Source organism: Bifidobacterium sp. LH_424, assembly GCF_056356895.1.
Genome location: NZ_JBKEVC010000001.1, coordinates 531462 through 552538 on the forward strand (window position 1 = coordinate 531462; position 21077 = coordinate 552538).

At 67.6% G+C, this 21077-nt stretch carries 23 protein-coding genes; 10 read left to right on the top strand and 13 right to left on the bottom strand.

Translation table 11 applies throughout. The features are described from left to right. Positions 1-71: 71 nt before the first annotated feature. Both AC1AYP_RS02115 and AC1AYP_RS02120 read right to left on the bottom strand, forming a co-directional pair. Entirely contained in the window at positions 72-872 is an 801-nt protein-coding gene (locus tag AC1AYP_RS02115) for an ABC transporter permease (RefSeq protein WP_476544563.1), read from the bottom strand. Next, positions 869-1666: an ABC transporter ATP-binding protein gene (locus tag AC1AYP_RS02120; protein WP_476544564.1), complete on the bottom strand. Its 798-nt coding sequence runs from the start codon at positions 1664-1666 to the stop codon at positions 869-871. The genes AC1AYP_RS02115 and AC1AYP_RS02120 overlap by 4 nt, the downstream gene beginning before the upstream one ends. A 200-nt stretch (positions 1667-1866) precedes the next feature. On the opposite strand from AC1AYP_RS02120, the gene AC1AYP_RS02125 reads away from it, so the two are divergent. Next, positions 1867-2556: a response regulator transcription factor gene (locus AC1AYP_RS02125; protein WP_476544565.1), complete on the top strand. Its 690-nt coding sequence runs from the start codon at positions 1867-1869 to the stop codon at positions 2554-2556. Positions 2557-2559: 3 nt separating this feature from the next. Further along, a complete protein-coding gene (locus AC1AYP_RS02130) occupies positions 2560-3555 on the top strand; it encodes a sensor histidine kinase (protein ID WP_476544566.1) in 996 nt (331 codons plus the stop codon). A gap of 21 nt (positions 3556-3576) precedes the next feature. Here the strand turns inward: AC1AYP_RS02130 and AC1AYP_RS02135 are convergent, their stop codons facing one another. After that, positions 3577-5043, bottom strand: a complete 1467-nt coding sequence (locus tag AC1AYP_RS02135; protein WP_476546622.1) for a serpin family protein — start codon at positions 5041-5043, stop codon at positions 3577-3579. A gap of 60 nt (positions 5044-5103) precedes the next feature. Continuing rightward, positions 5104-5466 (bottom strand): hypothetical protein, encoded by a 363-nt coding sequence (locus AC1AYP_RS02140; RefSeq protein WP_476544568.1) that lies wholly within the window; start codon positions 5464-5466, stop codon positions 5104-5106. A 198-nt stretch (positions 5467-5664) separates the two neighbouring features. On the opposite strand from AC1AYP_RS02140, the gene AC1AYP_RS02145 reads away from it, so the two are divergent. Next, on the top strand, positions 5665-6999 hold the full coding sequence (locus AC1AYP_RS02145) for an MFS transporter (protein WP_476546735.1): 1335 nt from the start codon (positions 5665-5667) through the stop codon (positions 6997-6999). A gap of 23 nt (positions 7000-7022) precedes the next feature. Here AC1AYP_RS02145 and AC1AYP_RS02150 read toward each other — a convergent pair whose 3' ends face one another. Further along, the gene (locus AC1AYP_RS02150; RefSeq protein WP_476501768.1) at positions 7023-7571 is read right to left on the bottom strand and encodes an aminoacyl-tRNA deacylase; all 549 of its coding nucleotides are present in this window, start codon (positions 7569-7571) and stop codon (positions 7023-7025) included. A gap of 186 nt (positions 7572-7757) precedes the next feature. On the opposite strand from AC1AYP_RS02150, the gene AC1AYP_RS02155 reads away from it, so the two are divergent. The 4 genes from AC1AYP_RS02155 to AC1AYP_RS02170 all read left to right on the top strand — a co-directional run bounded on the left by AC1AYP_RS02155 (position 7758) and on the right by AC1AYP_RS02170 (position 11870). Beyond that, positions 7758-8543, top strand: a complete 786-nt coding sequence (locus AC1AYP_RS02155) for a methyltransferase domain-containing protein (RefSeq protein WP_476546623.1) — start codon at positions 7758-7760, stop codon at positions 8541-8543. Between the two features lie 51 nt (positions 8544-8594). Beyond that, entirely contained in the window at positions 8595-9560 is a 966-nt protein-coding gene (locus AC1AYP_RS02160; RefSeq protein ID WP_476546624.1) for an L-lactate dehydrogenase, read from the top strand. 277 nt (positions 9561-9837) lie between these two features. After that, complete coding sequence (locus AC1AYP_RS02165) at positions 9838-11169, top strand: MFS transporter (RefSeq protein WP_476546625.1); 1332 nt, start codon at positions 9838-9840, stop codon at positions 11167-11169. Positions 11170-11192: 23 nt separating this feature from the next. Continuing rightward, positions 11193-11870 carry a GNAT family N-acetyltransferase gene (locus tag AC1AYP_RS02170; RefSeq protein WP_476546626.1) on the top strand — a complete coding sequence of 226 codons (678 nt, stop codon included), beginning with the start codon at positions 11193-11195 and terminating at the stop codon, positions 11868-11870. Positions 11871-11921: 51 nt separating this feature from the next. Here the strand turns inward: AC1AYP_RS02170 and AC1AYP_RS02175 are convergent, their stop codons facing one another. Next, on the bottom strand, positions 11922-12596 hold the full coding sequence (locus tag AC1AYP_RS02175) for a sugar O-acetyltransferase (RefSeq protein WP_476546627.1): 675 nt from the start codon (positions 12594-12596) through the stop codon (positions 11922-11924). Positions 12597-12709: 113 nt separating this feature from the next. On the opposite strand from AC1AYP_RS02175, the gene AC1AYP_RS02180 reads away from it, so the two are divergent. Continuing rightward, entirely contained in the window at positions 12710-13489 is a 780-nt protein-coding gene (locus AC1AYP_RS02180; protein WP_476546628.1) for a potassium channel family protein, read from the top strand. Between the two features lie 134 nt (positions 13490-13623). Here AC1AYP_RS02180 and AC1AYP_RS02185 read toward each other — a convergent pair whose 3' ends face one another. Beyond that, positions 13624-14148, bottom strand: a complete 525-nt coding sequence (locus AC1AYP_RS02185) for an NAD(P)H-dependent oxidoreductase (RefSeq protein WP_476546629.1) — start codon at positions 14146-14148, stop codon at positions 13624-13626. A 211-nt stretch (positions 14149-14359) separates the two neighbouring features. On the opposite strand from AC1AYP_RS02185, the gene AC1AYP_RS02190 reads away from it, so the two are divergent. Beyond that, a complete protein-coding gene (locus tag AC1AYP_RS02190) occupies positions 14360-15757 on the top strand; it encodes an MFS transporter (RefSeq protein WP_476546630.1) in 1398 nt (465 codons plus the stop codon). Here AC1AYP_RS02190 and AC1AYP_RS02195 read toward each other — a convergent pair. The 4 genes from AC1AYP_RS02195 to AC1AYP_RS02210 form a co-directional block, all read right to left on the bottom strand. Further along, on the bottom strand, positions 15725-17083 hold the full coding sequence (locus AC1AYP_RS02195) for a GHKL domain-containing protein (protein WP_476546631.1): 1359 nt from the start codon (positions 17081-17083) through the stop codon (positions 15725-15727). The genes AC1AYP_RS02190 and AC1AYP_RS02195 overlap by 33 nt on opposite strands. Continuing rightward, entirely contained in the window at positions 17080-17790 is a 711-nt protein-coding gene (locus AC1AYP_RS02200) for a LytR/AlgR family response regulator transcription factor (RefSeq protein ID WP_476544571.1), read from the bottom strand. Before AC1AYP_RS02200 ends, AC1AYP_RS02195 begins: the two co-directional genes overlap by 4 nt. 99 nt (positions 17791-17889) lie before the next feature. Then, positions 17890-18414, bottom strand: coding sequence for an NAD(P)H-dependent oxidoreductase (locus AC1AYP_RS02205; RefSeq protein ID WP_476544572.1), 525 nt, complete (start codon positions 18412-18414; stop codon positions 17890-17892). Between the two features lie 97 nt (positions 18415-18511). Beyond that, a complete protein-coding gene (locus AC1AYP_RS02210) occupies positions 18512-18949 on the bottom strand; it encodes a GNAT family N-acetyltransferase (protein ID WP_476532059.1) in 438 nt (145 codons plus the stop codon). A 181-nt stretch (positions 18950-19130) separates the two neighbouring features. On the opposite strand from AC1AYP_RS02210, the gene AC1AYP_RS02215 reads away from it, so the two are divergent. Then, positions 19131-19610 carry a flavodoxin gene (locus tag AC1AYP_RS02215; protein WP_476544573.1) on the top strand — a complete coding sequence of 160 codons (480 nt, stop codon included), beginning with the start codon at positions 19131-19133 and terminating at the stop codon, positions 19608-19610. Between the two features lie 6 nt (positions 19611-19616). Here AC1AYP_RS02215 and AC1AYP_RS02220 read toward each other — a convergent pair whose 3' ends face one another. Beyond that, positions 19617-20765 carry a type II toxin-antitoxin system HipA family toxin gene (locus AC1AYP_RS02220; protein WP_476546632.1) on the bottom strand — a complete coding sequence of 383 codons (1149 nt, stop codon included), beginning with the start codon at positions 20763-20765 and terminating at the stop codon, positions 19617-19619. Next, positions 20762-21061, bottom strand: coding sequence for a helix-turn-helix transcriptional regulator (locus tag AC1AYP_RS02225; RefSeq protein ID WP_338010574.1), 300 nt, complete (start codon positions 21059-21061; stop codon positions 20762-20764). Before AC1AYP_RS02225 ends, AC1AYP_RS02220 begins: the two co-directional genes overlap by 4 nt. Between the last annotated feature and the right edge of the window lie 16 nt (positions 21062-21077).

A 21077-nucleotide genomic window follows, 5' to 3' on the forward strand; every position in this document is an offset into this window, starting at 1 on the left:
GGAAACGGCGGGTGGCGTGGACGGTTCCGGCCTCCGTCGTCCGCCGTCGTGCCCGTGGAGAATCCCCGCGTTCAGCGCACGCCGCGCATGTCCTGCGGGCGGAACTGGTCGGCTTCGGTGAAGCAGGTGCGGTACGTCATCGCCATGATGAGCCCGTCGGCGACGAGCGTCAGCGCGGCGATCGCCGCGAACACGACGAACTGGTATTTCGCGGCCTCCAACGGGTCGCCGCCGGCGATGACCTGGCCGGCCATCATGCCCGGGATCGTGACGATGCCGCAGGAGGCGAGCGTCGCCATCGTCGGCAGCAGTCCGAGCCTGATCGACGAGACGATGGACGGCCGCGCCGCCTCCCATGCGGTCGCACCGAGCGCGAGCATCGTGTCGATCTCGTCGCGCCGCTCGTCCATGCTCTCGTAGAACCGGCTCAGGCCGACGGCGAGCGCGGAGACCGTGTTGCCGAGCAGCATGCCGGTCAACGGCACGACGAGCTGCGGCGCGTACCACGGGTGGGGGCGCACGACGAGTTCGGTGACGAGCGCGATCATGAGCAGCATCGTGATGGTCAGGCTCAGCAGCACCGGGCCGGCGAGCCCCTTGGGCACGCCTTTGGCGCGCGACAGGGTGATCTGCACGGCGGCGACGAGCATCACGCCGATCGTCACGAACACGAGGAACACGTTGTCCGCGCGGATCACGTAGCCGACGACGAACCCCATCGCGCACAGCTGCAGGAGCGCCCGGCAGGCGGACCACAGGAGGGAGCGGCCGATGCCCATGCGCATGAGCCCGCTCACGCCGGCCGCGACGGCCACCATCGCCATCGCCACGGCGAGACCCCAGATGTCGATGTCGTACGCGTTGCCGCTCATGCCGTCTCCCTCCCGTCCGTCGCTCCCGTCGCGCGTTCCGCCGCGTCCGCCCATGCGAGCGCGCCGTCGGCCAGCGTGGCGACGCGCGAGGCGCGCCCGTCCGGAGGCCGGTGCCGGATGCGCACGATCGCCATGCCGCGCCCGGCCGCATACGCCATGATCGACGCGACCTTGTCGGCGTTCTCGTCGTCCAGTCCGGCGTCCACCTCGTCGGCGAGCAGCACCTGCGGTTCGGTCAGCAGGGTGCGGGCGAGCGAGACGCGCGCCGCCTGACCGCCGGACAGGTCGTGCGGCCGCCGCGTCAGATCGATGTCCCCGCATCCCATCGCGTCGAGCGTCTCCCGGATGCGCGCGTCCGGCAGCATATCCCGTGCGGCCGCCGCGTCGTCGCGGAACAGGCGGGCGAACCGGCCGACGAGACCGCCCCGCCGGCCGTCGTCCCGCGCGTCGGCGCGCACGGCGAGCGTGAACGGCAGGCGGATCGCGTCCGCCACCGTGTCGCCCGGCAGGATCGGCTTCTGCGGCAGGTAGGCGACCTCGCGCCGCCACCGTTGCGGCGTGAACGACCCGGCGTCGCGCCCGTCCAGCGCGAACGAGCCCGACGCATGCGGATTGAGCCGCGCGAACGCCGTCAGCAGACTGCTTTTGCCCGAACCCGACGGGCCCACCAGATCGACGATCTCGCCGCGGCCGATCGCGAACGACAGGCCGGCGAAGACCGTCCGGTCGCCGTCCGGCGACGGCACCGTGCACGACACCCGGTCCGCGGTGAAGAGAGGGGAATCACATCGCATACCGCGCACGATAACGCCGCGGACGCCGCCGGACCAACCGCCGCCGCGTTTCTTAGCGGTTCCTAAGCCGGCCGGCGGTCTGATATAACCGTAAGAGAATCCCCGATCCCCCATGAGGTGAGACGCGCATGGACATGACGACGCACGCGACGGCGACACCGGAGACGCCAGAACCTGAGACGCCGGAGGCGTCAAGACCGATGGCGGCCGCATCCCCGGAACGATTGCTCCTGCCGGCCGTCCTCCTCATCGAGGACGACCCGAACCTCGGCGCCATGACCGCCGAGATGCTCGCCGCCGACTACCGGACCGACTGGGTGCAGTCGGTCGCCGAAGCGGACCGGCTCATGGCGGGCGCACGCTACGACGCGCTCATCGTCGACCGACGGCTGCCCGACGGCGACGGACTCGACCTCATCCGCATGCTGCGCGGCGCCGGCGTCACCACGCCCGCGCTCATCCTCACCGCGCTCGCCGAGGTCGACGACATCGTCGAGGGCCTCGATGCCGGCGCCAACGACTACCTGACCAAACCGTTCCATTTCGTCGAACTCGAAGCGCGCCTGCGCGCCCTCCTGCGCGGCTTCCACGCGCAGGCCAACGGCGTGATGGTCGGCGACTGGCTGCTCAAACCCGACGCCAACGTCATCGAGGATCCGGACGGGCGTGCCGTGCCGCTCACCGACGTCGAGACGAAGCTCCTCGCCGCGCTCGCCACCTCGCCCGACCACGTGTTCACCCGCGAGGAGCTGCTCGCCGGCGCGTTCTCGCCCGGCAGCGACTTGGGCGTCGTCGACGTGTACGTCTCCTACGTGCGCGGCAAGACCACGCGCCGCATCATCGACACCGTGCGCGGGCGCGGCTACCGCATCGGAACACCGGAAGGATGAGCGATGGGCATCACATCATCGGACAAGGGACGCGCCCGGCTCATCAGCCTGCGCATGACCATCGCCATGGCCGCCATCACCGCGATCGGCGGCATCCTCTTCACGCTCGGCGTGCTGCTCGGCTCGCGCCACGAATTCACCGAACGCGGGCTCGACCCCGACGCCATGAGCGTCACCCAGCAGTTCGGCTCCGGCATGATGGTCATCGACACGAGGAAAGCCGTCGCGTTCACCCTCCTGTTCGTCGTCGGCGTGATCGCCGCGGTCGCCGTCGTCGGCCGCTACTACGCGCGCAAGGAGGTCGAACCGCTCGAACGCGCGTTCGAACTCCAGAAGGACTTCGTCGCCGACGCCAGCCACGAGCTCAAGACGCCGCTCGCCGTGATCGCCACGCGCATCGACCTCATCGACTTCCGCCGCGCCCACGGCGGCGACATCGACGAGCCGCTCGCCGCGTTGCGCGGCGACGTCGACCGCATGACCGCCATCATCACCGACCTGCTCGTCGCCGCGCGCGGCGCCGTCAACGCCGAACCCGTCATGCTCGCCGACGTGGCCGACCAGTCCGTCGAGGAGGTGCGTCCGCTCGCCGAGACGCGCGGCGTGAACCTCGACGTGCGCGTCGACGGGGAGCGAGGCCGGCTCGTCGTGCGCGGCAACGCGATCGGACTGTCCCGATGCCTCGTCGCCGTGCTCGACAACGCCATCGCCCACTCGCCCCAAGGCGCGAAGGTCACCATCTCGACCGGATACCTGCATGGCGGACAGGCCGTCGTGCGCGTCACCGACCACGGCGGCGGCATCGGCGACGATCCGGAACGCCTGTTCCGCCGGTTCGCCCGCGACGACGACGGCACCGCGCACCAGGGCTACGGTCTGGGACTCGCGCTCGCCCGCGACGTGGCGACCCGCTACGGCGGCGCGCTCGACGTGGAATCCACGTCGCCGGCCGGCACCACGATGCGCCTCACCCTGCCGCTCATGGACGGGGAGGAATGACGCCCGACGGCCTTCCCGGTGTCACAGATCGCGCACCGCGCCGATGAACAACGGCACGCCGTCCGGCGTGGCCAGTTCGTAGAGGAACGGCCGGTCCACGTCGAACGTGACCTTATCGTCGATCGGCGCCCCGGCCGCCTCCGTCTGGATCTGCGTGAACGCGGCCGCCTTCGCACCCTTCTCGTTCACCTCGATGCGCGTGCCCTGGATGATCTCGCCGATGAACGGATTCCCCGGCAGCCCGTCAGGCTCCAGCATGCCGGAGAAATCCGCCGTGCCCTGCGAGAACGCGTCCGTCACGCCCAACGCCCGGAGCGTCTTCTCGGCGCTCTCTGGAGAGAACGCGTTTTCGATGGAGAACCGCGGAAGTTTCAGGTCCACGCTTGTCGACGCGGCCTCCACCTCCGGGACGGCGTTTCCCGCGGCATCGGTTCCGGCCTTCTCGCTGCAGGTGGGCGCATCGCCGCCGGTCTCGCGCGCGGAGCACGTCGACATCACCCACTCCAGCCGCGCCGCGTCGGAGGAGAACTCGTCGAACCGTCCCTCGGCGGGCAGCAGCACCGTCAGCGCGCCGCCGTTGTCGAACGGGATGGAGACGCGCCGCCATGAGCCGTCCGCCGCCTGCGCATAGGCCATCGAATCGAACGTATGCGCCATCATCGGCACCATGTGCTCGCGGGATGCGCCGTGGAACGTCCGGTCCTCGGTGTGGTCCTCCTCGAACGGCATCTCCCAACGACCGTCCGCGTACACGGTGTCGATGATCGTCATCACCGTGTCGGCGTTCAACCGGATGTCCGGTCTGAGCATGCCGCGCGTATTGTCCTCGATCCACCGGGACATGCGCTTCTCGGCGCGCGCGTCGAACGCGAGGGACTCCACGTCGGCGTCGAACCGGTCGCGCGCGGCTTGCCGGAACCGGTCCTTGAGCGTGTAGCGGCCGTCCACCCACACGGAGTCGTGCACGTCCATCACGGACCGCGCATCGTCGTACCGGCCGTTGACCGACGAACGCAGCGACGTGTAGTCCCCGTCACGGAGGCTCCCGGCGCCGAGCGCCTCGTCCAGCTGTATGCGCGTCGCGCCGCCGGCCCCCTGCGCGGCGAGCGCGAGCGCCATCCACATCGACGTGGGGGAGTAGTTGACGTTGCCGTCGCCGTCGCCGTTCGCCGCGTCGAGGAATCCGGGTGCGGAACGGTAGGCGAATCCGGTGACCGCGTCGATCGCGGCCTGCGTCGCCGGCGAGGCCGGTTTCCTGCGCATGAGCGCGACGGTTCGGGCGCCGTCTCCCAGCGTCCACCAGACGGTCCCGCCTCCGCCGATTGCGATGATCGCCGCCAGCAGTGCGGCGAGGATGATGCGGACGCGTTTCGCGAGGCGCGGGGACCGGGATGTGTGTGAGGCGCGTGACGAGCCTTCGCCCGGCACGGTCGGTGCGGACACCGTGACGGGCGTGGATGGTGTCGTGCCGTGGTCTCGCGTGGACATGGCGATCTCCCTCGATCCGTCGATGCTGCTCGCGTTACCTCCCGCGATACCCCCATCGTATCAGCGGTCGTCACCCGCTTCCGTCGCCTCCCGTGCGGATGTGTTTCGCTCCACGCCGGCCAGCTCGGCGATGCGGTCCACGAACGCGGCGACGGCGGGCGTGGGGCCGAGCGGGTAGAGCAGACCGTACTGCATGCCGACCGGTTCGGGCCAGTCCACGGCCACGTTGGCGAGCTGCGGGTGCACGTCGGCCCACATCGGTTTGGAGATGAGCAGGTCGCCGGTCTGGGCGCACTCGTTGAACACGTCCAGATCGTAATGGTCGATGTCGGCCAGTTCGATGCCGCCAGCGCGTTCGCATCCAACCGCCTGTCGTACATCCGGTCTCCTTCCTCCGCCCCGGCCGAGAGGGTGTGAACCCATTGTTCATGCGATATGAACCATAATCACTCACATTCCAACGTTCCCAACACTCCACGCGCCGTACCATATCCTACGCGACAACCGATATGACATTCCGATCCATAGCGTAAGGAGAGAACGACGACCACCTCATCGACTGTTTCATCGCCAGCCCCATCGACTTCGTCGACGGCGCTTCCGGACGACCGCACGCGGGCCATCGCCCGTTCCGCGCCGTTCGCCACGGCCGCGGCGTCCATCGCCTCGTTCCTCGTCGGCATGGACGTGCTCATCGTCAACGTGGCGCTGCCCACCATCAGCCGAGACCTCGGCGGCGACATGGCCGTCCAGCAGTGGGTGGTCGACGGCTACAGCCTCCTGTTCGCCGCGCTCCTCCTGCTGTGCGGCAACCTCGCCGACCGGCGGGGCGCCAGACGCGTGTTCGTCTGCGGCGCCGCCCTGTTCGCCGCCGCGTCCCTGTTCAGCTCGTTCGCATGGTCGATGGGCGCGCTCGTCTTCGGCCGATGCCTGCTCGGAGTCGCCTCCGCGCTGATCCTGCCCGCCTCCATGTCGCTCATCAACGAGACAAGCCCCGATCCGAAGAGGCGCGCCTGGGCGCTCGCCCTGTGGGGTGCGGGCGGCGCGAGCGCGTCCGCCGTGGGGCCGCTGCTCGGAGGACTCCTCACACCCATCCATTGGAGTCTCGTGTTCGCGGTCAACGTGCCGTTCTGTCTGCTGGTCATCGGCCTGTGTGTGCGCGTCGCGCCCTCGCCGCGTCGCGTCAAGCGGTTCGACTGGGTGGGGCAGTCGCTCGCATTGTCCGGCCTCGTCATCCTCATCGCCGGCGTCATCGAGATCGGCGCCCTCGGCGTCGCCTCGCCACTCGCATGGACGCTCGTCGCCGTCGGCGCGGTCCTGCTCGTCGCGTTCGTCCGCTCCCAGGCGAAGGTCCGCACGCCCATGATGCCGTTGGATCTGTTCCGCGTGCGCGGCATGCAGGTCGCGCTGCTCATCGGATTCGTCATGATCTTCAACTGGTACGGCATGGTGTTCATCTGCACGCTGTTCCTGCAGAACGGGCTCGGCTTGGGCGCCTTCGCCGCGGGACTCGTGTTCGTGCCGTCCGCGTTCGTCACCATCGCCGGCAACCTCGCCGGCGGCCGCATCATCACCGCACGCGGATCGAAGTTCTCGATCACGCTGGGGCTCGCGATCATGATCGCCGGATTCCTGTTCGAATTTCTCTACCCGTCGCCGATTCCCGTATGGGCGATCGCCACGGGGCTGAGCGTCGTCGGGTTCGGCGCGGCCATCACCACGCCGGCGGCTGCGGGCGTGGTGCTCAAGAGCGTCGATCCCGCGCAGGCCGGCATCGCCTCCGCCATGTTCAACACGTTCCGTCAGGTCGGCGGCGCGGTCGGCGTGGCCGTGTTCGGCGTCATCGCCACGTTCCTGCCCTCGCTCACCATGGCCCTGCGCGCCGTGTTCCTCGCCTCCGCCCTCCTGCTCGCCCTCATCCTCACCTTCGAACTCCTGCGCTGGCGCGACCGCTGACGTACGGCAGGGGCGCCCGGTCGTCACTCCGCCCTCTCCATGGCGAGATAATCGTCGAGCATCTGTTCGTACATATCGTTCCGGAGCTCTTTCGGATCCGGCATATGCGGAAGGAACTCGGCGCCGTCGAAATATCCGGCGATGTCGTTGCACGCGATGATGAGCCGAGGGGCGATGGACAGCGTGTGATGCGCGTCACCGGCACCGCAGTACACACGATCGTGGGCGAGCAGTCGCCGATCGAAGAACATGCGCACGTCGCCGAGGAACAGCGGCCCTACGACGCCCGCGTCGTATCCTGTGTGCTTTCGGACCGATTCCCGCGATGCAAGATGGATCTGCCGCAGTCCCAGCGCACGGCCCAGCGGACGCCATCTGAGATGGCCGACGGCCGACGCGACCACGGCGAACACGCCTTCCTTCGATTCCACGATGTACGTCGCCGCCGCGCGATTGATGTCGAAGACCTCTGCCCCGGACTTCAGATCGACAATCGCCGTTTCATGCCTGATGAGCTCCGCCTCATCGGCATGTTCCTTCACGAACCCGCGAATCCGCTCGTATCCATTCATATGCCTGCTCTTTTCCGCATAGTCTCTTTCGGCATCCTACAACGGCCGGCAACGGCGGTCATGAACCGTACGGCGACGTAAGGAGGATCCGCCGATGGGCGGAGGGATCTCCGATGCGGCCGCGTCATGTTCGCGATGCGGACGCATCTGCGGACCGTATGCGTCCGCATCGCTAGCGTGAATCGCATGGTCGTATGGGATTCGGAACAGTATCTGCGGTTCAGGACGGAACGCACGCAGCCGTCACATGATCTGGCGATGCAGCTGCCGCCGGACGACGGGACGGTCACACGCCTCATCGACATCGGCTGCGGACCGGGCAACAGCACCGCCGTGTTGCGCGAACGCTACCCGCACGCCGCGATCCTCGGCGTGGACAGTTCGCCCGAGATGATCGCCGCCGCCCGCGAAGCACACCCCGACATCGACTTCGCCCTGTGCGACATGTCCAAGACGGACGAGGTCGCCGCCCTGCCCCACGACTTCGACGTGGTCTTCTCCAACGCGTGCATCCAATGGGTGCCCGACCACCCGCGCCTCATCCCCGCCATGCTCGGCCTGCTGAAGGAGGGCGGCACGCTCGCCGTGCAGACGCCGATGAACTACGAGGAGCCCATCCACCGCATCATCGGCGAACTCGTGCACTCGCCGGCGTACGCGGACCGGCTCCCGCAGGCCCGCGAGTTCTTCAACCTCACGCCGCCCGAATACTGGGAGCTTCTGCACGCGCACGCCGCGCGTTTCCGCATGTGGACGACCACCTACATGCACACCCTGCCCTCGCACGAGGCCATCATGGACTGGTACCGCGGCACCGGACTGCGCCCCTATCTGCAGGCGCTCCGCGACGAGCACGGACGGGCCGCCTTCGAACACGAGGTGCTCGCTCGCGTGCGCGAGGCGTATCCGACCCGGTCCGACGGCAGCATCATCTTCCCGTTCCCCCGGTTCTTCTTCACCGCGGTCCGGTGAGCCGGGAACGGCGTCGACACAACATTTCGAGAGGAAAGGAAGGACCTCATCATGGTCACTTCGAACAGGAGCCGCGTGGTCGTCGTCGGCACGGGCAGCGTCGGCGCGGCGGTGGCGAGCGCCATCGTCCAACAGGGGTTGTGCAACGAGCTCGTGCTCGTCAACCATCATCCCGAAAAGGCGGAGGGGCTGGCCATGGACCTGGCCGACGGATCCGAGTTCCTCGGCAGGTTCGTGACGATCCGCGCCGGCGGCTGGGAGGACTGCCGTCGCGCCGACGTGGTCGTCGTCACCGCCGGGCCGAAGCCGAAACCGGGCGAGACGCGCATGCAGGAGCTCGGCGCCGCCATCGACATCGTCGACCCGATCCTGCGCCACATCAGGGATTCCGGGTTCGACGGCATCCTCATCATGGTGTCGAACCCGGTCGACGTGCTCAGCTGGTTCGCGTGGAGACGCACCGGACTGCCGCGCGCGCAGGTGCTCGGCTCCGGGGCGGCGCTCGACACGTCGCGCATGAAGACGATCATCGGCGAGACCACACGCCTCGACCCGCGTCTCGTCTCCGGCTACGTGATCGGCGAACACGGCGACAGCCAGTTCGTGCCCTGGTCCACGGTCTCGTTCATCGGCAAATCGTTCGCGCAGTATCTGGAGGACAACCGTTCACGCTATCCGGGCGTCACGCTCGCCGGCATCGAGGAGGAGACGCGCCGCCGCGGACTCGACATCAAAGGCCTGCGCGGCGGCACCAGCTACGGCATCGCCGCCACCGTCGCGGGGCTCGTGCGCATGATCCTGTGGAACGAGCGCGGCGTCGTGTCCGTGTCCACGCTCATCGACGGCGAATACGAGTACGGCGAGCATGACGTGTTCCTGTCCCTGCCCGTCGCGCTCGACGGCGACGGCGTGGGCGACTTCGTCGACCTGCACCTGAGCGGCGAGGAGCTCGCGAAGTTCCACAGGTCCGCCGCCGTGGTGCGCGACCACTGCCGTCTCATCGCCGACCGGCTGTAGACGACTTAGGCGGATGCGGGCGACTGTAGCGTAGACCGGCGTTGTCGGCGAATCCGGCTAACGTCTGGAATCATGTGTTCCCTGTGTTGCGCCTCGTCGCCGGACAACAACGCCCCGGTGTACGCGCCCGGCTTCATCTGACATACGGTCCCGGCATGCCGTCACCGCACCGTCCACGACGGACGGTCGGCGCGGCATGCCGGTTCGACCGTATGCATGCCATGCACGGCACGGAACGAACGGACCGTGCGGAACGATGAAGTGAAGGAACACCCGTATGCCCGATACCCTTGAACCGACCATGCCCTTCGAGCCGGAGACCGATCCGCGCGAGCTCGGCTGGACGCGTCGCGTCGCCCTGCTGCTCACCGGACAGGCATTCTCCCTGCTCGGCTCCAACATCGTGCAGTACGCCCTCTGGTGGTGGATCGTACTGCAGGAGAAAAGCGGCTGGTCCATGCTGCTCGCCACCCTGTTCGGCGTCATGCCGCAATCCCTCGTGTCGATCTTCGGCGGGTCGATGGCCGACCGCTACCGGCGCAAGCCGCTCATCATGCTGCCCGACCTCATCATCGCCGGCGTCACCGTCATGCTGTCGTTCGCCTTCGCGCACGGTTGGGCGAACCTGGCCATCCTGTTCGTCGTCCTGTTCATCCGTTCGGCCGGCGGCGGCGTGCAGACGCCCGCCATCCAATCGTTCATCCCCGACATCACGCCGGCCGGCGGACTGCTGCGCGTCAACTCGATCTACGGCATGATCAACTCGGCCAACATGCTCGTCGCGCCCGCCATCGCCGCCGTGCTCATCAACGTGATGCCCCTATGGTCGATCCTGCTCATCGACGTGACGACCGCGGTCATCGGCGTCGGCTTCGTCGCGCTCATCCGCGTGCCGGAACGCCGAGGAGGAGCCGTCGCGGCACCGGCGCCGGTCGCGGGCGTCGCGGCGGACAACGCGCTCGTCTCCGGCCTTCGCCGTGCGTTCGCCGACCTCAAGGCCGGCCTCGCCTACACGATGCGGCAGCCCCGTCTCAAAGGCGTGGTGCTCGGCGATGCACTCACCTGTTTCGTGGCGGTCGCGCCGATGAACCTGACGCTCCTGCTCATGACCCGCGAATACGATGGGCTGGACTTGGACCTCGGGTTCGTGAACCTCACGACCGCCTCCGACAAGCTCGCCGCCAACGAGCTGAGCTGGAGCGCCGGCATGCTGCTCGGCGGCCTCATCATGTCCACCATCGGCGTGAAGGTCATCCGCGACAACATGCGCGTGGCCGCATACGCCATCGCCGCGGTCGGCGTCACGATCGTCGGGCTCGGGCTCGCACCCGGACTGCTCGCCTACCTCGTCATCAACATCCTGTGCGGCATCGCCTGGGGCATGTGCGCCGCGCCGATGCGCACCGTCATGCAATCCGAATCCGATCCATCGATGGTCGGCCGTGTCTTCGGCCTCGACACGACGCTCGCCACGCTCGGCATGCCGCTCGGCATGCTCGTGTTCGCGCCGCTCGCCGACCTGATCCCAATCGCGTGGGTGTTCGTCGCCAGCGGCCTGCTCGCCCTGCCCGTCGCCCGGTACGTGCTCGGACAGACGCGCGTCCGGTGAATGCGAGAATGGAACGTATGCATATGGACGATTCCGGAGATTCCGCGGCATCCGCAGCCTCGGCGGCCTCGGCGGCCGGCGTGATATTGCGGCCGCTGCGACACGACGACTGTCCGGCGCTCGTCGCGATGATGCGCCGCATGTGGTACGCCGACCCCGCGATGGACGGGCGCTGTGCGCGACGCCTCGCGACCATCGACCTGCACCACTGCCTGTCATGCTCGACCATCGCGACCGTCGCCGTGCGAGGCGACAGGGTCGTGGGCGTGATCCTGGCGCGCGTCGACGCGAAGATGCCGCGTCCGCGGTCCACGCCGTTCGACCGTCACGTCCGACGCGTGATCCGTGAATCGCTGCCGTTACCGTTCACGGCGGACGGCCGACGCGGCATCCGCGACGCACTCGACCTGATCGCCGTCGACCGACGGCTGATGCGCGGGCTCAGGACGCGCTACGACGCGGAGGTGGTGCTGTTCCTCGTCGACGAGCGGACGCGCGGCAGGGGAGTGGGACGCCTGTTGTTCGACCATGCGGTCGGACGATTCCACGCCGACGGCGCACGCCGGTATTTCCTGTTCACCGACACCACGTGCGATGTGGGCTTCTACGACCATCGCGGACTGACCCGCATCCGCGAGGAATGCCGGGAACATACGGACGGCGCTTCCGGCACGTACTATCTCTACGAAGGCGAGGTATGAGGGACACGAGTGGCGGGAAGCCGTCGCCTCCATACCCGTCGCCCGCGTCGGTCACTCGTTCCGTGCGGCGTCGCGTGCGGCGATGCGCTCGCAGAACCCGGTCCTGTCGGCCTCGGTGATCGGGCGGATGACGCGCGCCGGATTGCCGACGGCGACCACGCCGGCCGGGATGTCCTTCGTGACGACCGAGCCGGCGCCGATCACCGAACCACGTCCGATGGTCACGCCGCCGAGCACGGTCACGTGGCCGCCCAGCCATACTCCATCCTCGATGCGAATCGGCTTCGCCCGGCAGGCCCCCGCCTTGCGCTCCTCGAAATCGAGCGCATGGTTGGTGGCGAACAGGCCCACCATCGGCGCGATCCACACATAGTCGCCGATCGCGATCGGCGCGTTGTCGAGCATCACGCAGTCGAAGTTGACGTAGACGTGCGAGCCGATCGTGATGTTGCGGCCCATCTCGCAGCGGAAGTTCGGTTCGATGAACACGTCCTCGCCGACCGAGGCGAACAATTGCTCCATGAGTTCGCGACGACGTTCCACATCCTCATAATCGGTGCGGTTGTAGGCGACGAACAAGCGCTTCGCCTCCGCGCGCTTGCGCTCGATCTCCGGATGGGAATCCTCGTAGACCTCACCGGCCACCATGCGTTCCCATTCGACGCGTCCCTCCGGCGTGAGATCCGCGGTGACGTCGTAGTCGTTGCCCTGTGCGTCCCTGATCATGTCTCTGAAGCTCCTTCGCTCGGTTTTATGTACGTTCGTACATTATATGGCGTCGACGCGCACACGACCGACCCGCGGCATGTGACCGGCGCTCCGACCGGTAGAATCGTCGCATGGATCTCAAGGCATGGAAGCATTGGACGGACTGGCCGCTGATGGTACTGTCCGTCATGTTCCTCGTCGCCTACTCGTGGGAGATTCTCGCCGGCACGCACATCCTCCTGTGCGAGACCGTCATCAACGCGATCTGGATCATGTTCGTCGTCGACTACGCCGTCTCGCTGTGGCTCGCCGAAGACCGGTGGCGATGGTTCACGCGCAACCTGTTCGCCCTCGCGACCATCGCGCTACCCATGCTGCGCCCGTTGCGGCTGCTGCGCCTGCTCACCGTGCTGCACGTGCTCAACCGCACCTCCGGCATGGCGGTGCGCGGCCGCATCGCCGTCTACGCGTTCGGCGCCGTCGGCATGCTCATGTACGTGGGCGCGCTCGCCGTCTACTCGGTGGAGCGCGGGGCTCCCGGCGCGACGATCGACAGGTTCGGCACGGCCCTGTGGTGGGCGTTCGTCACCGTCACCACCGTCGGCTACGGCGACGTGTCGCCGGTCACGTTCCAAGGCAAGCTCATCGCGGTCGCGCTGATGTTCGCCGGCATCGCGCTGATCGGCATCGTCACCGCCACGCTCGCCTCATGGATCGTCGACCAGGTCAACTTCGAGGCGCACCGGCGCGAAACGGAAAGCCGGAAAACCGGGAATGCGGATGTGACGGCGACGGCGACGGACTCCGCAGTGGATTCCGCCGAGGAGCTGCGCGCGCTGCGCGAACAGGTGCGCGAGCTCGCCGCGGCCGTCGTCGCCCTGCGCGAGGAGCTCGCGTCGTGCGACCGGTAGATGCGTCGCGGCCATGCGGCGGCGCGATGGTCCGTCGTGGTCCGGGGATCGGGAACGGCGGACCCTCGACGCGAAACGGCTCTCATGGGCGGACCATGAGAGCCGTTTCGCGTCGAGGGCCGATGGGATGGGCGTTATTTGGCCAGGAACGCCTTGTAGTCCGCGACGGCCTTGGCCAGCGCCTCGTCGGTGATGCCGAAGGAGGCGAAGGTGACGAACGGCTTGACCCACGTGGCGTTGATGTGGTTGGCCGTGCCCTCGAACGGGACGAGCACCTGTTCGATGGTGAACTTGTTGTCGTCCTCCGGCTGGTACTTCGACTCCGGGGAGCCGGTGGAGACGGCGACGGCGAACTCCTTGCCTTCGAATGCGTGGCCTTCGGAGCCGTACGCCCAGCCGTGCTCGAGCACCTCGTCCTCCCACTCCTTGAGCAGGGCGGGGGAGGAGAACCAGAACAGCGGGAACTGGAACACGACGCGGTCGGCGGCCTCGACCGCGGCCTGCTCGGCCTTCACGTCGATCCTGCCGTCCGGGTAGAGCGCGTATTCGTCGCGCACGGTCACATTGTCCAGTCCGCCGGCGGCCTCGGCGAGCGCCTTGTTGACGTGGGACTGTCCGTTCAGGGACGGGTGGAACACGAGGACCAAGGTCTTCTTCATATGTTGTCTCCTTGTTGGCATGGCTCGCTTCGCGATATCTCGAAACGAGAGGTTTATGTCTTTTCTACCATGTTCGCCCGCGACACGCCGTGACGGGGGGCGAATACGTTCCGGGCGAACGGGCCGATGCCGCCGACAAGGTCGACGAAGCCAGGGGCTGATCAATCGCAGCTGCGGCATGTCCGCACCCGGTGGGCATGATATGCCGCGTATGTCTCAATATCTTTCGGAAGAAACAATCGAAGAAGAAACAATCGCAACGACAACCGAAGATACAACCGACCGGTCCGAACGCGGGTGGATACGCCGCGCCGCGCTGCTGCTCACCGGCCAGGCGTTCTCGCTGCTCGGCTCCAGCGTCGTCCAGTTCGCCATCTGGTGGTGGATCGTCCTGCAGACGCGCACCGGTTCGGCCATGCTGCTGGCCACGCTGTTCGGCGTCCTGCCGCAGGCGCTCGTCTCCATATTCGGCGGGCCGATGGCCGACCGCTACAATCGCAAGGCGCTGATCATCCTGCCCGACCTCGTCATCGCCGCCGTCACCGTGGTGCTGTCCATCGCGTTCGCGACCGGCTGGGCGAGCCTGTCGCTGATCTTCGTGGTGCTGCTCGTCCGTTCCGCCGGGGGCGGCATCCAGGAGCCCGCCGTGCAGTCGTTCATCCCGGACATCGTCCCGGAGAAGGGGCTGCTGCGCGTCAACTCGATCTTCGGCGTCATCGACTCGGCGAACCGCATCGCGGCGCCGGCGATCGCCGCCGTGCTCGTCAACGTGGCGCCGCTGTGGTCGATCCTGCTGGTCGACGTGACGACCGCGGTCATCGGCGTCGGCTTCGTCGCCCTGATCCGCATGCCGGCGAAGCGCGGGGCGGCGCCGGCCGGCGGCGACGCGACCGCTACGGCGGCGACGGGGGAGACGGCGGACCCGCTGCCGCTCATCGTGCTGCGCCGCACGTTCGCCGACCTCAAGGCCGGTCTCGCCTATACGATGCGCCACCCGTACCTGAAGGGCGCGGTGTTGGGCGATGCGCTCACCTGCTTCATGTCGGTCGCGCCGATGAACCTGACGCTGCTGCTCATGACCCGCGAATACGATGGACGGGATCTGAACCTCGGGTTCGTGAACCTCACGACCGCCTCCGACAAGCTCGCCGCCAACGAACTGGGCCTGAGCGTCGGCCTGCTGCTCGGCGGCGCACTCATGTCCGCGATCGGGCCCAGACTGCTGGGCGGCTCGCTCGCCCGGATGCGTGCGATCGCATTCGGCATCGCCATGGTCGGCATCACCGTCGTCGGACTCGGCCTCGCACCGAACCTGCTCGCCTATCTGATCGTCGACGTGCTGAACGGCGTCGCCTCCGCGGTCTGCGTCGGCCCGATGCGCACGATCATGCAATCCGAATCCGACGAGTCGATGACCGGCCGTGTCTTCGGCCTCGACACGATGCTCTCCACACTCGGCATGCCGCTCGGCATGCTCGTGTTCGCGCCGCTCGCCGACCTGATCCCGATCGTATGGGTGTTCGTCGCCGGCGGACTGCTCACCCTGCCCGTCGCCTGGTACGTGCTCGGGCTGTCGTCAGTCCGCGTCGTCCGGCCGCGCGTCGCGTGACCGTTCCGCCGGCGGCGCGGGAAGCAGGATGTTCAGGTCGAAGACGCCGTCGTCGGCGTCGATGACCATGTCGCCTCCCAGCCGTTCGACGGTCATGCGCATGCTGGCGATCCCGTAGCCGTGCGCCGAAGCGCCGTCGGAGTCGTCGGAGCCCGCGGGCGTGCCGTCCTCGTCGAAACGGATGTCCCGGCAATAGTTGGAGACGTGGATGTTGACCAGGTCGGCGCGGCGCACGACGGTCAGCCGGATCACCTTGCGTTCGGGGTCGTCCAGCCGTCCCGCCGCCTCGACCGCGTTGTCGAGCGCATTGCCGAACAGCGAGTAGACGTCCCGGTCGTCCATCCACGCCACGCCGTCCGCGCCGGCCATATACGTGAACCGGATGCCTTGGCGCGCCGCCTCGCGGCCCGTCTGTGCGAGCACGACGTCCAGCGCCGGGATTCCGGTGCCCGTGATGCGGTCGCGGTCTTCGACGGCGTCGGCGATCTCGTCGATGACCGCATCGTATGCCGTCGCGCCCGGGACGCGCAGACGGGCCAATTGTCGTGTGAGATCGTCGCGGCGGACGTCCGCCGTCTCGAGCACATCCCTGAGCCGCGCGTAATGGTCGGCGCGCATGTCGTCCATCCGCCGTACGAACGCCGGCTCGTCATCGGGCGTCCGATCGCGCACGACCTCGCCGAACAAAGCCAGGACGATCATGCCGGCGAGCGCGGAGACGGCGGAACCCATGAACCATGCGGCCGAACCCGGGCCGGCGGCATACGCGCAGGAGCCCAGTCCGACGGCGGCCAACGGCACGGCCACGGCCAGGAACGCCGTCGACGCGGCGGACGACAGGCCGATCCTCGACATGTCCAGCGGGCGGACGAACCATCGCCAGGCCGCGGCGTACGCCGCGACGAACACCAGCACGCGCATGGCCTCCCCGGCACCCCATGAGGCGAGCCACGGGGCGGACCACCGTCCGGCGAGCAGCATCCGAACCGGATGCAGCATGCCCGCCAACGCCGCGACGCCCTGCCGCAGCACGTACCCGCACAGGGCCGTCCCCGCAACCGTACGCCATCCGCAGCGCACCACGGCGCCGAGCGCCGCACAGGACGCCGCGAACATCAGATAATCGCCGACGATCAGATGCGCGAACACGGCCGGCACGGCCGCCGAACATCCCGCCACCGCCAGGCCGAACGCCAGCATCGCCGCCACGGCGCACAACGCGCGGCGCGGCGCATGCTCGCGGCGCGGCAGGCGCCACGCGAACAACGCCTGCGCGGCCAACAATTCGACCGTGACGAGTCCGGGGAACTCCATCCATCCGTTCACAGCGCACCACCCATCGACTCGGCCACGGCCCTCAGAATCTCCCGTCTCTTCGGCATGCTCACCTCGATGCGATGCCCGTCCACATGGATCTCGTTCCCGTCGACGCCGGTGACGTCGTCCACGTTGATCAGATGCCGGCGGCCGCAACGGATGAAACCGCCTTCCGCCAGCAGCTCCTCCGCCTGGGCGAGCGTGCCCCTGACCGTGACGTCGCCGTCGGCGGTGTGATACGTGAGAAGACGGTCCTCCCGCGCCTCCACCAGTGAGATGCGTCCGATCGGCACGAGCCTCAGCACACCCTCCGACATCAGGCACACGGTCTTGGCGCGCCGCCCGCCGATGCGCCGCATCACCCTGCGCATCACCAGCGCGAAGTCGGGGTAATCCACCGGTTCGGCCACGAAATCCAACACGTCGGCCGCATGTCCCGTAACCGTCAGCTGCGTCGAATCCGAGACGAGCACGATGACCGTCGACGGATCGTCCTCCTGGATGGCGTGCGCGGCATCGCCCCCGTCCGCTTCGGCCCCGCCGATGCCGAGGAAGACCGCATCCCACGTCGGATGGTCGTGGCGCAGCAGCCCGGAGACGTCCGCGAAGCCGGCGACGGCGACGTCCAGGCCATGTTCTCCGGCGAACCGCGAGATGCAGGCGCCGAGCCGTCCGCGCGCCTCGGCGTCGTCGTCGACCACGGCGATCGCAGCCATCCCGTCTCCTCCCTCTATCGGTGCCGTTCCCCCATCATCGTACCAGCGGGAACGGGGACGGCGGCGGATCGTGGCCGGGGCGAGGGGATATCAGGGTGGTCAGTCGGCGAGGAACGCCTGGTACCTTCGGCCCGCCTCGGCCAACGCCTCGTCGGACAGCTCCATGGAGTCGAAGACGACGAACGGGTCTCGCCACACGGCGTGCGTGTAGCGGGCCATCATCCGGTAGGGGGAGAGCACCTCGCGCATCGTGGCGCCGTCGTCCTCCTCCACGTATTCGGATTCCGGGCCGCCCGCCGTGGTGGCGACCGCGATCTCCTTACCCTGCAACGCCTCGCCGCCCGGGCCGTACGCCCATCCGAACGCGAGCACCTTGTCCTCCCACTCCTTGAGCAGGGCGGGCGCCGAATACCAGTACATCGGGAACTCCAGCACGATGCGGTCATGCGCCTCGACGAGCCGCTGCTCGGCGGCCACGTCGATCACGCCGTCCGGATACAGCGCATACACGTCGCGCACGGTCACGGCGTCGCCGGGCAGTTCGCGCGCCGCCCCGGCCAACGCCTTGTTCGCGCGCGACGCGCCCTCGAGATCGGGATGGAACACCAGAACCAACGTCCTCATCGGAGCCTCCTTGCAGTATGCGGTAGGGGTGTGCATCGACACCTCGCATGATACCCGAGAAAAGGCGCGGCCGATCCATGGTCGCCATGGCCGGCCGTCACGCCCGCCACATCATGCCGATGTGGGGGATGCCGTCCTCGAGGAACTCGTCCGACACCTGCGTGAACCCGAGGGCCTCGTACAATCCGCGCGCATACGTCTGCGCCTCGATATGCACCGCGTCCGCGTGCATGCGCTCCCGCGCCACCCTGAGACCTTCGCGCACGATCCGCGTACCCAACCCCTGCCTGCGCCGCGTCGCCAGCACGCGCCCGATCGACGCCTCGGGGAACGTGACGCCCGGGTCGATCACACGGCAATACGCGGCGATGCCATCGTCATCATGCAGGAACACATGCCAGCAGCGCCGGTCCGCCTCATCCACCTCCTGGTAGGCGCACCGCTGCTCCACCACGAACACCGCCACGCGCACCCGGTAGATCTCATACAACTCCGCCGTACTCAGTTCCTCGAACCGTTTCACCGTCAACCGCATGCACGCCATCGTAAAGGCCGGCCGGGAACGCGAACCCATGCCCGCGACGCATGACGGGATATCGAACGACACTATTGGCCATCGCGGTGTGGCCGCGGTGTAATAAGGAGTAGAGCCACGGACCTTTCATATTCGAGGCTCATGGAGCGTGGACATAGTCCTCAGAGGGAAGGGAACCATCATGAACAAACGCATGCTCGTCGCCTATTTCTCCGCCACCGGCACCACGCGGGGAGTGGCCGAACGACTCGCGCACGCCATCGGGGCGGATCTGAAGGAGATTCGACCGGCACAGCCGTACACGGCCGCCGACGTCAACTGGCGCGACTCATCCAGCCGTTCCAGCGTGGAGCACGCGCACCGCGACATGCGACCGGCGCTCGCCGGACCGGTCGACGTGAAGCCCTACGACGTGGTGTTCGTCGGCTACCCGCTGTGGTGGGAGACCGCGCCGCGCGTGGTGCGCACGTTCCTTGAAAGCGAGGATTGGGCCGGCAAGACCATCGTGACGTTCGCCACCTCCGGTTCCAGCACGCGCGGCGCCGACGGCGTGCAACTGCATGATTCCGCGCCCGCCGCCCGCTGGGTGCCGGGACGCCGCGTCGCCGCCTCCGAAAGCGAGGCCAAGCTCACCAAGTGGGTCGACGGTCTGAGCCTGTGAATCCGATCAGTCGCGCACGGTGAATCCGGCACCGGCGATGCGCTTCCGCATGTCCTTGGCGATGGACAGGCAGCGGGCGCGCGGTATGCCGGCCTTGACGCCGATGCCGGCCAGGTCGGCGAGCGTGATGCCTCGCCCCTTGCCGTTGACCGCCGTGGTGTGCTCGCCGTTGATGCCGGGGTTCTCGGTCAGATCGTAGGCGGGGGAGAGCCGCCAGACGGCGTGCTCCCGGTCGTACAGGTAGGAGAAGTTCTTCGCGTGGTCGTCACGGTTGCCGATGAACACGTTGAAGCACATGAGCCGGTACATGCGCTCGCATTCCTCGGCGCTGTCGGTCATGCGCATGGTCAGCCGCATGAGCAGTCCGTAATCCAGATTGGCGATGCGATGCGAGGTCTCCAATAGTCCGCCGGCCGATACCATGTGCACCTTGCGGGTGTTGCCGTCGACTGGCCAGACACGGTCGAACCGCTTGGTTCCGAAATATCCGGAGCAGCGTTTCGACGGGAACAATCGGGTCTCCGGCATGGTGATGCCACATTCGCGAGCGAGATTCGAAATGCGGTATTCGGTCTCCCCGATGTCGGGTGGATCCACGGATGAGGGGAACTTGATGATCCAATCCTCGTCGTCGATTGTGGTGAGGATCTTCGGGCGGGCGCCGCCGGAAGACCCTCCGAGGGCGAACAGCCGGTCGAGGTCGTCCGAGAAATCGGTGTTCAGCAGATGCAGGCACTTCTGTGCGAGCGCGTCAAGATCGAGTGGATCGGCACGCTCGTCGTCAATCGTCGTCACGGGCTCGTATTCCAACGCGCCCATGCCGCTCGCGCCCACGATCGACAGGCGCGGCAACAGGCCGACCGTATACGGGTCGATGCCGTGTTGGCGCAGCATCCGGTCGGTGAGCAGACGGCCCCAGCCGTCGGGCATGCTGTCGTCGAAGACTCCGAACATGCCGTCCAACGGGTCCCGTCTGGCGACGAACACACCTTCCCGCAGTGGCAGGCTCAACGGGCTGATGGAGAATCCGTGCGTCAGCCACGTCCGATCGTAGGCGAATGCCAGGGTACGGTTCGGGGACATGGTGAGCGTACCGACCGATTCCCCGACATATGTGACTCGAATCCGGTCAAGATCCGGCAATGGGTTGGTCATGCGCGGCCTCCGTTCCGTCGTGCGGCTGCGGTGACATCGTCGATGGTCGCATAGTACGGCTGTGCGAACAACGCGTCGAAATCCCGTTCGCAACGCAGTGCGAAGGCGATGTTCACCAGCGAGCCGAAGGAGATCTCATGCGATTGCTCGAACCTCCTGATTGATCCCAAGCTCACGCCGGACTTCTCCGCCAATGCGGACTGCGTCATGCCGTGCTCCTTGCGCCGTTTGACCATACGATCGGCGACACCGGCCATCACGTCGCCCGGCATGGGCTCATCCAGCAAATCAAACATACTCACATATTAGCAA